The organism is Kitasatospora sp. NPDC086791 (assembly GCF_040685975.1).
GTDB lineage: Bacteria > Actinomycetota > Actinomycetes > Streptomycetales > Streptomycetaceae > Kitasatospora.
On record NZ_JBFBOC010000004.1, the window covers coordinates 87,058 to 102,059 of the forward strand.

The 15,002-nt window shown below is 70.2% G+C and carries 14 protein-coding genes and 1 riboswitch; of the genes, 7 read left to right on the forward strand and 7 right to left on the reverse strand.

Annotated features, from left to right (window positions below):
- Positions 1-102 precede the first annotated feature (102 nt).
- A complete protein-coding gene (locus tag AB0Q99_RS09345; protein WP_363569731.1) occupies positions 103-309 on the reverse strand; it encodes a hypothetical protein in 207 nt (68 codons plus the stop codon).
- A 278-nt stretch (positions 310-587) separates the two neighbouring features.
- Between AB0Q99_RS09345 and AB0Q99_RS09350 the strand changes: the two genes are divergently transcribed.
- Positions 588-1,565: a carbohydrate kinase family protein gene (locus AB0Q99_RS09350; protein ID WP_363569733.1), complete on the forward strand. Its 978-nt coding sequence runs from the start codon at positions 588-590 to the stop codon at positions 1,563-1,565.
- On the opposite strand, the gene AB0Q99_RS09355 is transcribed toward AB0Q99_RS09350, so the two are convergent.
- Entirely contained in the window at positions 1,558-2,967 is a 1,410-nt protein-coding gene (locus AB0Q99_RS09355; protein WP_363569735.1) for an aminotransferase class V-fold PLP-dependent enzyme, read from the reverse strand. The two genes, AB0Q99_RS09350 and AB0Q99_RS09355, sit on opposite strands and share 8 nt — an antisense overlap.
- Before the next feature lie 370 nt (positions 2,968-3,337).
- Here AB0Q99_RS09355 and coxB point away from each other — a divergent pair, with 370 nt between their 5' ends.
- From coxB to AB0Q99_RS09375, 4 genes are all read left to right on the forward strand, one after another.
- Entirely contained in the window at positions 3,338-4,192 is an 855-nt protein-coding gene (gene coxB, locus AB0Q99_RS09360) for a cytochrome c oxidase subunit II (RefSeq protein WP_363569737.1), read from the forward strand.
- Positions 4,189-5,964, forward strand: a complete 1,776-nt coding sequence (gene ctaD / locus AB0Q99_RS09365; RefSeq protein WP_363569739.1) for a cytochrome c oxidase subunit I — start codon at positions 4,189-4,191, stop codon at positions 5,962-5,964. The genes coxB and ctaD overlap by 4 nt, the downstream gene beginning before the upstream one ends.
- Positions 5,964-6,380: a cytochrome c oxidase subunit 4 gene (locus AB0Q99_RS09370; protein ID WP_355673330.1), complete on the forward strand. Its 417-nt coding sequence runs from the start codon at positions 5,964-5,966 to the stop codon at positions 6,378-6,380. The genes ctaD and AB0Q99_RS09370 overlap by 1 nt, the downstream gene beginning before the upstream one ends.
- Positions 6,381-6,550: 170 nt before the next feature.
- Positions 6,551-7,807, forward strand: coding sequence for an Ig-like domain-containing protein (locus tag AB0Q99_RS09375; RefSeq protein WP_363569742.1), 1,257 nt, complete (start codon positions 6,551-6,553; stop codon positions 7,805-7,807).
- A gap of 29 nt (positions 7,808-7,836) precedes the next feature.
- Here the strand turns inward: AB0Q99_RS09375 and AB0Q99_RS09380 are convergent, their stop codons facing one another.
- From AB0Q99_RS09380 to AB0Q99_RS09400, 5 genes are all read right to left on the reverse strand, one after another.
- Positions 7,837-8,208 (reverse strand): GntR family transcriptional regulator, encoded by a 372-nt coding sequence (locus AB0Q99_RS09380; RefSeq protein WP_363569744.1) that lies wholly within the window; start codon positions 8,206-8,208, stop codon positions 7,837-7,839.
- 129 nt (positions 8,209-8,337) lie between these two features.
- Complete coding sequence (locus tag AB0Q99_RS09385; RefSeq protein ID WP_363569746.1) at positions 8,338-9,996, reverse strand: cytochrome bc complex cytochrome b subunit; 1,659 nt, start codon at positions 9,994-9,996, stop codon at positions 8,338-8,340.
- Complete coding sequence (locus AB0Q99_RS09390) at positions 9,993-11,045, reverse strand: Rieske 2Fe-2S domain-containing protein (protein WP_363569748.1); 1,053 nt, start codon at positions 11,043-11,045, stop codon at positions 9,993-9,995. The genes AB0Q99_RS09385 and AB0Q99_RS09390 overlap by 4 nt, the downstream gene beginning before the upstream one ends.
- An 8-nt stretch (positions 11,046-11,053) precedes the next feature.
- Positions 11,054-11,863: a c-type cytochrome gene (locus AB0Q99_RS09395; protein ID WP_363569750.1), complete on the reverse strand. Its 810-nt coding sequence runs from the start codon at positions 11,861-11,863 to the stop codon at positions 11,054-11,056.
- 187 nt (positions 11,864-12,050) lie between these two features.
- Positions 12,051-12,671 (reverse strand): heme-copper oxidase subunit III, encoded by a 621-nt coding sequence (locus tag AB0Q99_RS09400; RefSeq protein WP_030240071.1) that lies wholly within the window; start codon positions 12,669-12,671, stop codon positions 12,051-12,053.
- Between the two features lie 396 nt (positions 12,672-13,067).
- Between AB0Q99_RS09400 and AB0Q99_RS09405 the strand changes: the two genes are divergently transcribed.
- Entirely contained in the window at positions 13,068-13,493 is a 426-nt protein-coding gene (locus AB0Q99_RS09405) for a hypothetical protein (RefSeq protein ID WP_363569752.1), read from the forward strand.
- Positions 13,494-13,615: 122 nt separating this feature from the next.
- Positions 13,616-14,692 carry an anthranilate phosphoribosyltransferase gene (gene trpD, locus AB0Q99_RS09410; RefSeq protein ID WP_363569754.1) on the forward strand — a complete coding sequence of 359 codons (1,077 nt, stop codon included), beginning with the start codon at positions 13,616-13,618 and terminating at the stop codon, positions 14,690-14,692.
- Between the two features lie 143 nt (positions 14,693-14,835).
- A riboswitch (SAM riboswitch) is annotated at positions 14,836-14,954 on the forward strand.
- The last annotated feature ends 48 nt before the right edge of the window (positions 14,955-15,002 follow it).

Below are 15,002 nucleotides of genomic sequence, written 5' to 3' on the forward strand. Positions count from 1 at the left end.
TGCACATCCTCCCGAGAGCTCAACGGCGCCGCCTCCTCGGCCGCTCCGCGCGGATGTGACGTGCCCCGGACGGATCCGGTTCCGCGCCGGTCCGGGAGCGGCTCAGAGGCCGTACTCGGCCATCCCGGCGACCAGCCGCTGCGCCCCGGACGGGACGCGGAAACCGGCGGACGCGGGAGCGGTGGGCTCCGGGCCGGCCGCCAGCAGCGGCCAGAACCGGCGCAGCCGCCGGGAGGAGTCCACCAGGGCGTCGAGGGTCTCGCCGTCCTCGGCGCGCAGGCCGGGCAGCGGGGAGTGGTCGGTCTTCATCGGGCATCGCTCCGATCCGGAGCCGCGGCGACACTGCCGCGGTCGACGTCGGGGCCCGCCCGCACGGCGGGCCTCCTGGGGCCGACCCTAGGCCGGGCCTCGTCCCGCCCACCAGTGCTACCGGGAGGTAGTACACGTTCGACGGCGCCGGGTGCCACCCTGGCCGTGCGGATGGGAACTTGCGGGACTTTTGCCGGGGCACGCCCCGGGGCCGGTACCGTGAGTGGGTTCGACCCCGCCTGTCCGCTGGCCCAGTAGCCACCTTGAGGAGACCTTCCGTGCGTATCGCCGTCGCCGGCTCGATCGCCACCGACCACCTGATGAACTTCCCCGGCCGGTTCGCAGACCAGCTCGTCGCCGAGCAGCTGCACACCGTGTCGCTGTCCTTCCTGGTCGACACCCTGGACATCCGCCGGGGCGGGGTCGCCCCGAACATCGCCTTCGGCATGGGTGTGCTCGGGCTCCGCCCGGTCCTGGTCGGCGCCGCCGGCGCGGACTTCGCCGAGTACCGCAGCTGGCTGGAGCGCAACAACGTGGACTGCGAGTCCGTCCACATCTCCGAGACCCGGCACACGGCCCGCTTCATGTGCACCACGGACGAGGACCACAACCAGATCGCCTCGTTCTACACCGGCGCGATGGCCGAGGCCCGCAACATCGAGCTGAAGCCGATCGCCGACCGCGTCGACGGCCTGGACCTCGTCCTGATCGGCGCCGACGACCCGCAGGCGATGGTCCGCCACACCCAGGAGTGCCGCACCCGCGGTTACGCCTTCGCCGCCGACCCCTCCCAGCAGCTGGCCCGCCTGGAGGGCGACGACATCCGCGAGATCGTCGACGGCGCCGCGTACCTCTTCACCAACGAGTACGAGGCCGCGCTGATCGAGAGCAAGACCGGCTGGGGCGCCGAGGAGCTGCTCACCCGCGTCGGCACCCGGATCACCACCCTCGGCAGCAAGGGCGTGCGGATCGAGCGCAAGGGCGAGGCGCCGATCGTGGTCGGCTGCGCCCAGGAGGAGGCCAAGGTCGACCCGACCGGTGTCGGCGACGCCTTCCGGGCCGGCTTCCTGGCCGGCCTGTCCTGGGACCTCGAACTGGAGCGCGCCGCCCAGCTCGGCTGCATGCTGGCCACCCTGGTCATCGAGACCGTCGGCACCCAGGAGTACGAGCTGCGCCCGGCCGCCTTCCTGCAGCGCTTCGAGGACAGCTACGGCGCCGAGGCGACCGCCGAGATCCGCGCGCACCTGGTCAAGTAGTCCGCCGCACGACGAGGTAGGCCGAGCCCCGGTCGCCGCCGTACTCGGCGGCCGGGGCCTCGCCCGCGTAGTCCTGTCCGCGCATCGCGCACCAGGCCGGGATGTCCAGCCGGGCCGCCTCGTCGTCCGCCAGCACGGCGACCGTGCCGCCCGGTGACACCTCGCCGATCCGCTTCGCCAGCTCGATCACCGGCAGCGGGCACCGCTTGCCCAGCGCGTCGATCACCAGCAGCGACGGCGAGGCCGCGGCCGCGGTCGTGGCCCCCGGCGCCGGCAGGTCCAGCCCGAGCGGCGCCCGGACCCCGGCCACCAGCTCCGGCAGCACCGCGAGGAAACGCTCCACGTCCGCCTCGGCCGTCCCGTACGGCAGCGAGACCCGGACGTTGCCCTCGGTGAGCACCCCCATCGCCGCCAGCACGTGACTGGGCGTCAGGGTGGAGGAGGTGCAGGAGGAGCCGGAGGAGACCGCGAAGCCGGCCCGGTCCAGCTCGGTCAGCAGCACCTCGCCGTCCACGTACAGGCAGGAGAAGGTGACGATGTGCGGCAGCCGCCGCACCGGGTCGCCGACCACCTCGACCTCGGGCACCAGCTGAGGCACCCGGGCCCGGATCCGCTCGACCAGCCCGTGCAGCCGGGCGTTCTCCCGCTCGGCCTCGGCCCGTACCGCGCGCAGCGAGGCGGCGGCGGCCACGATCGCCGGGACGTTGACGTAGCCGGGCACCCGGCCGCCCTCGCGCTCGTCGGTCGGCAAGGGCGAGGCGTACCGGACGCCCTTGCGCACGGCCAGCACCCCGACCCCGGGCGGGCCGCCCCACTTGTGCGCGCTCGCGGTCAGCAGGGACCAGCCCGCCGGGACGTCCACCCGCCCGGCGCTCTGCGCCGCGTCCACCAGCAGCGGGACACCGGCCGCGGCGCACAGCTCGGCGACCTCGCCGACCGGCTGGACCGTCCCCACCTCGTGGTTGGCGCTCTGCAGCGCGGCCACCGCGGTGTCCGGGCGCAGCAGCGCGCCGAAGGCCGCCGGGTCGACCCGGCCGCCCCGGTCCACCGGCACCACCGAGACCTCGCCCCCCGTGCCCTCGTGGCGCTCGGCGACGTGCAGCACGCCGGAGTGCTCCACCGCGGAGTGCACCAGGTGGCCGCCGCGCCGCCGGTTCCCGGCCAGGGCGCCGAGCAGGCCGAGCTGGACGGCCTGCGTCCCGCTCGCGGTGAAGGCGATCTCGTCGGCCCGCGCGCCCAGGACCGCGGCGACCGTCTCGCGGGCGGCGTCCAGCAGCATCCGGGCCTGCCGGCCGGAGCGGTACAGTCGGGCCGGGTCGGCCCAGCCCTCGTCCAGGGCGGCGATCAGCGCCTGCCGGGCGACGGGGTGCAGGGGGGCCGTCGAGGCCGCGTCGAAGTACACGGTCACATTTAACGACACACCCGGTACGTCGTTCCGGTCCGCTCGCCGGGTTCACCGATCGTCAGTCGATCACCCGAAATGTCCGATTCATCCGCATCCGACGGGTCGTCACGGACGTTGTCCGAGGTCATCCCCCGATCGGGCGTACGGACCTCGAATGCCTACGATGACCTGCGGCGCAGCCCTTGCCGGGCCTGATCGGGCGACCGGGCGGCGCGTTACCGGGGGCTGCCCGTCAGGAGCGCATAAGGCTGGAGTAGGGTTTGGCCCGCATAAGCATTCAAACCGTGCCCGTGGACGGGTCGCCGGGGAGGCTCACAATCCTCCCCGGGGCGACGCGAAGGCGGGCGAGACTTCGGGAAGGCGCTACGTGAGTCCCAACGGCTCCGACCGCTCGCCGCGGCGCACGATGCGGCGGAAGCTGCCTCAGGCGCTGGCACTGGGCCTCGTCATCGCGACCGCCACCGGCTGCTCGGCCAACGACCTCCCCAGGCTTGGCCTCCCGAGCCCCGTCACCGCGGAAGGGCCCCTGGTCCTCCACATGTGGCAGGGGTCCTGGATCGCGGCGCTGGTGGTCGGTGCTCTGATGTGGGGTCTGATCCTCTGGAGCGTGATCTTCCACCGGCGCAAGCGCACCGGCGTGGAGATCCCCCCGCAGACCCGGTACAACGTGCCCATCGAGGCGCTCTACACCGCGGTCCCCATCATCATCGTGTCGGTGCTCTTCTACTTCGTCGCCCGCGACGAAGCGACGCTCACCTCCACCTCCGCGAAGCCGCAGCACTACGTCAACGTGGTCGGCTTCCAGTGGAACTGGGCGTTCAACTACGAGAACACCGAGATCCCCGACCCGGCCAACAAGGACGCCGCGTACGAGGTCGGGACCCCCAAGGAGGTCCCGACGCTCTGGCTGCCGGTCAACGAGTCGGTGCAGTTCCGTCTCACCTCGCGGGACGTGATCCACGACTTCTGGCCCGTCAACTTCTTGATGAAGATGGACGTCGTCCCGGGCGTGGTGAACAAGTTCGAGGTCACCCCGACCGTCAAGGGCGAGTACATGGGCAAGTGTGCCGAGCTGTGTGGCTACGACCACTCGCGCATGCTGTTCAACGTCAAGGTCGTCGACCGTGCCGACTACGACAAGCACCTGGCCGAGCTTCGCGCCAAGGGCCAGAACGGTGCGGTGCCCTCTGGCCTCATCTCCATGGGAAGTGAAGAGAAGTGACCATCCTCAACGAGCCCGCCGCGGCCGGCGGGGGCGCCGAGGCCGTCACGGTCGGGGCGCAGCGGACCCGGAAGCCGGGTTCGACCATCATCAAGTGGTTGACCACCACTGACCACAAGACGATCGGCACGCTGTACCTGGGCACGTCGTTCGCCTTCTTCCTGATCGGTGGCATCCTCGCCCTGGTCATGCGCGCCGAGCTGGCTCGTCCGGGGACCCAGATCCTGTCGAACGAGCAGTTCAACCAGGCGTTCACGATGCACGGCACGATCATGCTGCTGATGTTCGCGACGCCGCTGTTCGCGGGCTTCGCGAACTGGATCATGCCGCTGCAGATCGGCGCCCCGGACGTGGCGTTCCCGCGTCTGAACATGTTCGCGTACTGGCTGTACCTCTTCGGTTCGACCATCGCGGTGGCGGGCTTCGTGACCCCGAACGGCGCCGCCGACTTCGGCTGGTTCGCCTACTCCCCGCTGTCGGACGCGGTGCACTCGCCCGGCGTCGGCGGCGACATGTGGATCATGGGTCTGGCCTTCTCCGGCTTCGGCACGATCCTCGGTGCGGTCAACTTCATCACCACGATCATCTGCATGCGCGCCCCGGGCATGACGATGTTCCGGATGTCGATCTTCGTCTGGAACGTCCTGCTGACCTCGGTGCTGGTCCTGCTGGCCTTCCCGGTCCTGGCCGCCGCGCTGTTCGCGCTGGAGGCCGACCGCAAGTTCGGTGCCCACGTGTTCGACCCGGCCAACGGCGGGGCGCTGCTCTGGCAGCACCTGTTCTGGTTCTTCGGCCACCCCGAGGTGTACATCATCGCGCTGCCGTTCTTCGGCATCGTGTCGGAGATCATCCCGGTCTTCAGCCGCAAGCCGATGTTCGGCTACTCCGGCCTGATCGCGGCCACCATCGCGATCGCCGGTCTGTCCGTGACGGTGTGGGCGCACCACATGTACGTCACCGGACAGGTGCTGCTGCCGTTCTTCTCCTTCATGACCTTCCTGATCGCGGTCCCGACCGGTGTGAAGTTCTTCAACTGGGTCGGCACCATGTGGAAGGGCTCGCTGAGCTTCGAGACCCCGATGCTCTGGACGGTCGGCTTCCTGGTCACCTTCCTCTTCGGTGGTCTGACCGGTGTCCTGCTGGCCTCCCCGCCGATCGACTTCCACGTCTCGGACTCGTACTTCGTCGTCGCCCACTTCCACTACGTGGTCTTCGGCACCGTCGTCTTCGCGATGTTCGCCGGCTTCCACTTCTGGTGGCCGAAGATGACCGGCAAGATGCTGGACGAGCGCCTCGGCCGGATCACCTTCTGGACGCTGTTCTTCGGCTTCCACACCACCTTCCTGGTGCAGCACTGGCTCGGCGCGGAGGGCATGCCCCGCCGCTACGCCGACTACCTGGCCTCGGACGGGTTCACCACCCTGAACACCGTCTCGACCATCGGCTCCTTCGTGCTCGGCCTGTCGATCCTGCCGTTCCTCTACAACGTCTGGAAGACCGCCAAGTACGGCGAGAAGGTCACCGTGGACGACCCGTGGGGCTTCGGCCGCTCCCTGGAGTGGGCGACCTCCTGCCCGCCGCCGCGGCACAACTTCCTCACGCTGCCCCGGATCCGCTCCGAATCCCCGGCCTTCGACCTCCACCACCCGGAGATCGCCGCGCTGGACTACCTGGAGAACCACGGCGAGCCGGCCAAGCACCTCGCCGGTGTGACCCCGGCGAAGTACGACGCCCCGAAGCTGGGCAAGGGCAAGCAGGAGGGTGACGCCTGATGAAGGAACAGGGAAAGATCTTCCTGGGTCTGTCGGTCTTCGTGCTGGCCATGGCCATCACCTACGGCCTGTGGACCAACAACTCGGGCCCGGGTCTGGAGGCGGCCGGTACCACCGCGCTGTTCCTGGCCTTCGCCCTCTGCGCCTTCATCGGCTACTACCTGGCCTTCACCGCCCGCCGGGTGGACAGCGGCGCGGGTGACAACCCCGAGGCCGAGGTCGCGGACGACGCCGGTGAGCTGGGCTTCTTCGCCCCGCACAGCTGGCAGCCGCTCTCGCTGGCGCTCGGTGGCGCGCTTGCCTTCCTGGGCGTGATCTTCGGCTGGTGGCTGATGTTCTGGGCCGCTCCGATCATCCTGATCGGCATCTTCGGATGGGTCTTCGAGTTCTACCGGGGCGAGAACCAGAACCAGTAGGGTTCCGCCTCCGACACCAGGGCCGGTCCTCCCGCACGGGAGGACCGGCCCTGGTGCGTCTCCGGGGTGACGGCCTCACTCAGCCGGGTGAACGCGGGGTCCCTCGGATGTCGCTCGGCCAGCATGCGTTCCTACGATCTGATCAATCGTTCGAACCATCGGAGGCGGTCATGGCCGACAGGCGCGGAACCGCAGGTATCGGCAGCATCTCCCTGGCCCTCGCAGTACTGGCCCCGCTGGCCGCCTGCTCGTCCGGTGGCGGGGAGTCCGCCGGGCCGCACCGGATCGACGCGGCGCCCCTGGTCCACCTCTCGGCGGACGGCAAGGTCGATCCCTCCCAGCCGGTCACCGTGACCGCCGTGCAGGGCAGCCGGCTCACCGACGTCACGGTGGTGGGCCCGGACGGCCGGGTGGTCGCGGGCAAGCTCGCCGACGACCAGCGCAGCTGGCAGACCACCGGCCGGCTGAAGGCCGCCACCGACTACTCCGTCCGCATCTCCGCGGACGACGGCAAGGGCGGTCGCGGCGACACCACCGCGGGCTTCAGCACCCTCGCCGCGCAGCGCCTGCTCACCGCCAAGCTCGGCCCGGACTCCTCCGGCACCGGCGTCTACGGGGTCGGCCAGCCGCTCACCGTGCAGCTCTCCGAGGCGGTGAAGGACCCGCAGGCCCGCCAGGAGGTCGAGCACGCCCTGACCGTCACCTCCCAGCCCGCCGTCACCGGCGCCTGGTACTGGGTGGACGACAAGAACCTGCACTTCCGTCCGGAGGATTACTGGCCGGCCGGGACGACCGTCGCGCTGGCCTTCGACAGCACCGGCAGCCGGATCGAGGACGGCCTCTACGGCGGCGACCGCAGCTCGCTGAGGCTGCGGATCGGCGAGCGGGTCGAGACGGTGGTCGACGCGGCCGCCCACGAGCTCACCCTGAAGCGTGACGGCGAGGTCCTGCGGACCATCCCGGTCACCACCGGCAAGCCCGGCTTCGACACCCGCAACGGCATCAAGGTGGTGCTCGGCCAGGAGCGGTCGGTCCGGATGAGCGGCGAGACCATCGGCATAGCCGCCGGCAGCGCGGAGTCCTACGACCTCGACGTGCAGTGGGCCACCCGGGTGACGTGGAGCGGCGAGTACGTCCACGCGGCGCCCTGGTCGGTCGGCTCGCAGGGCGTGGAGAACGTCAGCCACGGCTGTACCGGCATGAGCACCGAGAACGCCAAGTGGTTCTACCAGAACACCCGGGTGGGGGACCTGGTGACGGTGGTGAACAGCCGGGGCGCCGCGATGGAGGCGTTCGGCAACGGCTTCGGGGACTGGAACGTGTCCTGGACGGACTGGGTCAAGCACAGTGCCGTCGGACAGCCCCTCAGCACCACCCTCCCGCCCGCCCAGGCCCCGGCCGCGGGGATGATCCGCCCGGAGGTCTGACCCCCGGGCAGGACCCCCGCCGGGCCCCGCTAGGCCTCGGGGTAGGCCAGCCCCAGGGCGGTGACCACCGCGGCCAGGGCGTCCGGATGGGAGAGCCCGAGCCGCTTCGCGCGCTCGGCGTACTCGGTGGCCGCCGCGGCGGCCAGCCGGTGCGCGGTGTCCCCGGCGGCGGCGATCAGCGTGCCGCGCCGGCCGTGGGTCTCCACCACGCCGTCCGCCTCCAGCTCCTTGTACGCCCGGGCGACGGTGCCGGCGGCCAGCCCCAGCTCCTCGGCCAGGGCCCGTACGGTGGGCAGCCGCAGCCCGGTGGGCAGGTCCCCGGTGCGGGCCCGCTCGGCGATCTGGGCCCGGATCTGCTCGTACGGGGGAGTGACGGAGTCGGGGTCGACGGAGAGCTGCACGGGAGGCTCCTGGGGCGCGGACGGGTACGGGACCGGGCGGACACGGCACCGGCGGACAGGGGAAAGGCCGAGGGCCGCCGACCAGATGAACTCTGGTCAGCGGCCCTCGGGGTGACGCGGGGTACGGGATCAGTGGTGGCCGTGGCCGCTGGTGATCTCGTGGTGCTCCTCGGCGGTCGGCTTGGGGATCTGGCTGCCCTCGCCGTAGAAGCCGCGGGAGAGCTTGGCCCGGGTGCGGGTGAGCGCGCCGGCCTTGCGGGCCACGCCGTTCTCGTCCGTCTGGGCCGGCAGCTCGACCGGCTGGTTCTGCTCGTGCGAGGTGAGCTTGAACAGGTCCTTCTGCGGGAGCTGGGCGTGCACCTCGACGAACTCGCCGTGCGGCAGGCGCTTGATGACGCCGGTCTCGCGGCCGTGCAGCACCTTCTCCTTGTCACGGCGCTGGAGGCCGAGGCACCAGCGCTTGGTGATGATGAAGGTGATCACCGGGACCGCGAAGAAGCCGACGCGGACGAAGTAGGTGATCGAGTTGATCGACAGGTGCAGGTGGGTGGCGAACAGGTCGTTGCCACCGCCGACCAGCAGCACCAGGTACAGGCTGATCCAGGCGGCACCCAGGGCGGTGCGGACCGGGGCGTTGCGCGGGCGGTCCAGGATGTGGTGCTCGCGCTTGTCGCCGGTGACCCAGCCCTCGATGAACGGGTAGACCGCGATCGAGACCAGGACCAGCGGGAAGATCATCAGAGGGACGAACACACCCAGGTTCAGGGTGTGGCCCCACAGGCCGATCTCCCAGCCCGGCATGACGCGGATCAGACCCTCGGAGAAGCCCATGTACCAGTCGGGCTGGGCGTCCGTGGAGACCTGGTCCGGACGGTACGGGCCGTACGCCCAGATCGGGTTGATCGTGGCGATCGCCGAGATGGCGGCGATCAGACCGAACACCAGGAAGAAGAAGCCACCGGCCTTGGCCATGTAGACCGGCATCAGCGGCATGCCGACGACGTTCTTCTCGGTCTTGCCCGGGCCCGCCCACTGGGTGTGCTTGTGGTAGAAGACCAGGATCAGGTGCGCCACCAGCAGGCCGAGCATGATGCCCGGGATCAGCAGCACGTGGATGGTGAAGAACCGCGGCACGATGTCGTGGCCGGGGAACTCGCCCCCGAACAGGAACATCTGGACGTAGGTGCCCACCAGCGGGACGGCGAGGATCGCGCCTTCCATGAAGCGGATACCGGTGCCCGACAGCAGGTCGTCCGGCAGCGAGTAGCCGAAGAAGCCGTCGAACATGCCCAGGATCAGCAGCAGGAAGCCGAAGACCCAGTTGATCTCACGGGGCTTGCGGAACGCGCCGGTGAAGAACACGCGCATCATGTGCACGAGCATCGCGGCCACGAACACCAGCGCGGCCCAGTGGTGGATCTGCCGGATCAGCAGACCGCCGCGGACCTCGAAGCTGATGTCCACCGTCGAGGCGTAGGCCTCGGACATCCCGATGCCCTTGAGGGGCACGTACGAGCCGTTGTAGACGACCTCGGCCATCGACGGCTTGAAGAACAGCGTCAGGTAGACGCCGGTCAGGATGATGATGACGAAGGTGTAGAGGCAGATCTCGCCCAGCATGAAGGACCAGTGGTCCGGGAAGATCTTCCGCAGGTTGGCCTTGGCGAGGGAGTAGATCCCCAGCCGGCCGTCCGTCCAGTCAGCCGCGGCTTCCCACTTGTTGGCGGGCTTGGCACGCGTGCTGGAGGGCTTGGCGGCACCGGTCGTGGTGCTGCTCGCGCTACTCATCGAGCACGCTCCCAGAAGCTCGGGCCGACAGGCTCGGCGAAGTCGCCGGTGGCGACCAGGTTGCCCTTGTCGTCAGTGGTGATCTTCAGCTGCGGCAGCGGGTGGCCGGCCGGGCCGAAGATGACGCGCGCGCCGTCCGCCAGGTCGAAGGTCGACTGGTGGCAGGGGCAGAGCGCGTGGTGGGTCTGCTGCTCGTACAGGCTGATCGGGCAACCGACGTGGGTGCAGATCTTGGAGTAGGCGAGGATGCCCTCGAAACCCAGCTCCTTGGACTTGTCGTCCTTGATGTCCTCCGGCGCGATGCGCACCAGCATCAGGGCGTCCTTGGCGATCTGCTGCTGGAAGTCCTCGCTGTGCGTGGACAGGCCCTCCGGCATGGCGAAGGTCAGCGAGCCGACGGAGATGTCCTCGGGCTTCATCGGCAGCATGGTGTTCATGTTGATGAGCGCCAGCGGCTTGGCCTCCGTCGCCTCCTTCCAGCCGGTGTGCTGGAGCTTGTCCTCCGGGAGCGGGCCGAGGTCGCGGAGCAGGACCACGCCGGAGAGCGGGACCAGCGCCATCGAACCGATGAGGGTGTTGCGGATCATCTTGCGGCGGCCGAAGCCGGACTCGGCGGCACCGGTCTTGAACTGCCCGATGACGTCCGCGCGGACCTCGTCGTCGGCCTCGATCGGGTGACGCTCGGCCGGCAGCTCGACGTCCGACATCAGGGTGCGGGCCCAGTGGACCGCACCCGCGCCGATCATGAAGAGGGCGACGCCGAGGGTCAGGCCCAGCGCGAAGTTCAGCGCGCTGATGTTGCCCAGCGGGAAGATGTAGACGATCTTGTCCGGGTCGATGGCCACGTACGAGGCGATGAAGCCGATGGTGGCGAGCATCGAGATCACGAACATCAGCGAGACCTGGCGCTCGGCGCGCTGGGCGGCCCGCTCGTCGATGTCGGTGCGACGGGGCTCGTGGGCCGGCAGGCCCGGGTCGGCGAAGGGGTTGCCGTGGTCGGCCACCTCACCGGCGGAGCCGTGCGACTCCGGGAGCTTCTCTTCTGGCATGTCGTGGCTCATGACTTCTTGGCCTTGGTGGTGTGGGCGGCGACCCAGATCGCGACCGCGATGAGCGCGCCAAGACCGAAGATCCAGCCGAACAGGCCCTCGGTCACCGGACCGAGGCTGCCGAGCGTGAGACCACCGGGGTTGGGCTCTTCGCTGGTGGTGTGGCGGACGAAGGCCACGATCTGCTTCTTCTGCTCCTCGGGCATGGTGCCGTCCGGGAACGACGGCATGTTCTGCGGGCCGGTCTGCATGGCCTCGTAGATGTGCTTGGCGTCAACGCCCTCCAGCGACGGGGCGTACTTGCCCTTGGTGAGGGCACCGCCCTGGCCGGCGAAGTTGTGGCACTGGGCGCAGTTGGTGCGGAACAGCTCGCCGCCCTTGGAGATGTCCTCCGGGTTGGTCGAGGTGTACTGCTCCTTCGTCGGGGTCACCGGGCCGGGGCCGAGGGAGGCGACGAAGGCGGAGAGCTGGTCGATCTCGGCCTGCGTGTAGATGACCTTCTTGCGCGGCACCTGGGCGCCGGGCTGCTGGGCCGGCATGCGGCCGGTGCCGACCTGGAAGTCGACGGCGGCGGAGCCGACGCCGACCAGGCTCGGACCGTCACTGCCGCCCTGGCCGTTCAGGCCGTGGCAGGAGGAGCAACCGACGGCGAAGAGCTTCTTGCCCTCATCGATCGCGAGCGACTGCGCGGCGACGTCGGCCTGCGCCTTGTCGGCGGGCGCGAACGCGGCGTACAGCCCCCCGGTTGCCGCCAGGGCGAGAAGTAGGACGACCAGCGCCGCCAATGGGTGGCGCCGTCGTGCGGAGAGCTTTTTCACGGAATAACCCCGGTGTCAGGATCTGGTCGACTGGTGGGTGCACCCGGCGGCCGGTCTGGCCGGCACGAGGCTGCCTGTCTAGGGCTGCGCGCGCGGTCGGTCGGTGGGAGCGTCGGCACCGGCAGAAGCGGCCCGTCGCCGGTGAGGGCGGGGGCCGCAGCCGGTGGCCAGCGACCTGATCAGCTGGTTACTTGATCAGGTAGATGGTCGCGAACAGGCCGATCCACACGACGTCGACGAAGTGCCAGTAGTACGACACGACGATCGCGGCGGTGGCCTGCTCGTGCGTGAAGCGCTTGGCTGCGTACGTCCGTCCCAGGACCAGCAGGAAGGCGATCAGACCACCCGTCACGTGCAGGCCGTGGAAGCCGGTGGTCAGGTAGAACACCGTGCCGTACGGGTCGGAGGACAGCGACAGGCCGTCCTTCTTGACCAGCTCGGTGTACTCGTAGACCTGGCCGCCGATGAAGACCGCGCCCATCATGAACGTGATGATGAACCACATGCGGAGCTTCTTCACGTCACCGCGTTCGGCGGCGAACACGCCGAGCTGGCAGGTGAGCGAGGAGAGCACCAGGACGGTGGTGTTGACCGAGGAGAACGGCACGTTGAGGGCGTGGGCCTTCTCGGTCCAGAACTCGGCTCCCTTGACGGAGCGGAGCGTGAAGTACATCGCGAAGAGGGCCGCGAAGAACATCAACTCGGAACTGAGCCAGACGATCGTTCCGACGCTGACCATGTTCGGCCGGTTGACCGATCCGTGCGCGTGCCCGGTTTCTACTGCTGTTGCTGTCGCCACGACGGACATTATGTCGGTCCCTTATTCCGTCTTCACGCCGGGGGGTGTCCCTCGGAGTGTCCGGTGCGTGCGGTATGCCCGCTTGGGGGGCGGCGGGGTGCCCGGACGGGGGCTGAGCAGCGGCGTGTCCCTTTTCTGACGGTTCCTCGGAGCGGCCCGCGACCCCGTTGCCCGGCGCGTCGCTGCACGGTCGGAGCAGCCGCGGGAGGTAGGGGGGAACGGCCCGGGTCGGCCGTACGGGTGGACCGGGCGGTCCAGGGTGACGGGACGTCCTCCAGGCGGGTGAGTCCAGGGCGCGGCGGCTTGAGGGGGAACGTGCGCGAGGGGCACTCGGCGGAGGGTGATCGGGAGTAGCATCCGGATCAGGCGAACGTGGTCCGGATCACACTTGAGGGAGCAGGGCCCATGGCGTACACGACCGATGAGACGCTCACCGTTCTCGTCTACAGCGACGACCGCAACACCCGCGAACAGGTGCTGACGGCGCTCGGCCGCCGGCCCGCCGAGGATCTTCCGCAGCTGTCCTACCTGGAGTGCGCGACCACCCCCGCGGTGCTCAAGGCGCTGGAGAAGGGCGGCGTGGACCTCTGCGTGCTGGACGGCGAGGCCGTCCCGGCCGGCGGGCTGGGGCTCGGGCGGCAGCTGAAGGACGAGATCTACGGCTGCCCGCCGGTGCTGGTGCTGATCGGCCGGCCGCAGGACTCCTGGCTCGCCGCCTGGAGCCGGGCCGACGCCGCGATCTCCCACCCGGTGGACCCGGTGGCGCTGGCCGAGGCGGTCGCCACCCTGCTGCGGGCGCGGCTGGCGAAGCGGGCTCCGGCCGCCCGCTGAGCGGTGCCGTCTCAGAAGGAGAGAAGAGGGGACCACGGGCACCCCGCCGCTCGATAGGCTGGCTCCATCCGTACGGACGCCCCCCGGAGCCGCGGGGGAACCGACAACAGCTGGAGTCAGCCATGGTGAACGTGAACCCTGCGAACGGCGGTAGCGACCCCGCGCAGGTGGTCCGCTCCTGGCCGGACCTCCTGTCGGCGCTGTTGAAGGGGGAGGACCTCGACCGCTCGTCCACCGCGTGGGCGATGGACCGGATCATGAGCGGCGAGGCGTCCCCCGCCCAGGTGGCCGGCTTCATGATCGCGCTGCGGGCCAAGGGCGAGACGGTCGACGAGATCAGCGGTCTGGTGGACGCGATGTACGCGCACGCCGAACCGCTGCACGTCCCCGGCCCGGCGGTGGACATCGTCGGCACCGGCGGGGACCGGGCGAAGACCGTCAACATCTCCACGATGTCGGCGATCGTCGCGGCGGCGGCCGGTGCCAGGGTGGTCAAGCACGGCAACCGGGCCGCCTCCTCGTCCAGCGGGTCCTCGGACGTGCTGGAGAAGCTCGGCGTGGCGCTGGACCTGTCCGCCCGGCGGGTCGCCGAGGTGGTCGAGGAGGTCGGGCTCACCTTCTGCTTCGCGGCGAAGTTCCACCCCTCGATGCGGCACGCCGCCACCGCCCGGCGCGACCTCGGGGTGCCGACCGCCTTCAACATCCTCGGCCCGCTGACCAACCCGGCCAAGGTCACCTCGCACGCCATCGGCTGTTTCGACACCCGGCTGGCCGGGCTGATCGCCGGGGTGCTCGCCCGGCGCGGTTCGACCGCCCTGGTCTTCCGCGGTGACGACGGACTGGACGAACTGACCATCACCACCACCTCGCGGGTGTGGGTGGTGCGCGACGGGGTGGTCACCGAGACCTCCTTCGACCCGCGCGAGGTCGGCATCGAGCTGGTCGGCATCGAGGCGCTGCGCGGCGGGGACCCGGCGTACAACGCCGAGGTCGCGCGCCGGATGCTGGCCGGGGAGCGCGGGCCGGTGCGGGACGCCGTCCTGCTGAACACGGCGGCGGCGCTGGTCGCGCTCGACCTGGGCGACGCGCCGCTGACGGAGCAGCTCGCGGCGGGCATGGTCCGGGCGGCGGAGGCGATCGACTCGGGCGCGGCGGAGGAGCTGCTGCGGCGCTGGTCGGAGGCCACCAGCCGGAGCTGAAGCGGTAGTCGGGAGCCCGTGCCGGTACGCCGGCGCGGGCTCCCCGGCGTTCCGGCGGTGGGCGGGTGAGGCGGCGGGAGCGGTGTCCGGATCGTGGATGCCCGTTTGACCACCCCGCCGGACGCGACCTAGAGTCGACGGCAGGTCATGAGTGACAGCGTCAAGCCCCAGCTTGCTGTCCGGCAACCCTCCGTCCGTGGCGGGGTGCCCTGGGTGAGGACCGGGTCGTCACGGCAAACCGTCCGTGCGGCAAGCGCGGACGCCCGACGAGCAGCACTCCGGGGGTCCCCATACCCCGAAGGAGTGCATC

Bases quoted from the DNA above. Each gene is read 5' to 3' on its own strand.
- AB0Q99_RS09345 (WP_363569731.1), bottom strand. From the start codon at position 309: ATGAAGACCGACCACTCCCCGCTGCCCGGCCTGCGCGCCGAGGACGGC.
- AB0Q99_RS09370 (WP_355673330.1), top strand. From the start codon at position 5,964: ATGAAGGAACAGGGAAAGATCTTCCTGGGTCTGTCGGTCTTCGTGCTG.
- AB0Q99_RS09375 (WP_363569742.1), top strand. From the start codon at position 6,551: ATGGCCGACAGGCGCGGAACCGCAGGTATCGGCAGCATCTCCCTGGCC.
- AB0Q99_RS09385 (WP_363569746.1), bottom strand. From the start codon at position 9,996: ATGAGTAGCGCGAGCAGCACCACGACCGGTGCCGCCAAGCCCTCCAGC.
- AB0Q99_RS09390 (WP_363569748.1), bottom strand. From the start codon at position 11,045: ATGCCAGAAGAGAAGCTCCCGGAGTCGCACGGCTCCGCCGGTGAGGTG.
- AB0Q99_RS09400 (WP_030240071.1), bottom strand. From the start codon at position 12,671: ATGTCCGTCGTGGCGACAGCAACAGCAGTAGAAACCGGGCACGCGCAC.
- AB0Q99_RS09405 (WP_363569752.1), top strand. From the start codon at position 13,068: ATGGCGTACACGACCGATGAGACGCTCACCGTTCTCGTCTACAGCGAC.
- trpD (WP_363569754.1), top strand. From the start codon at position 13,616: ATGGTGAACGTGAACCCTGCGAACGGCGGTAGCGACCCCGCGCAGGTG.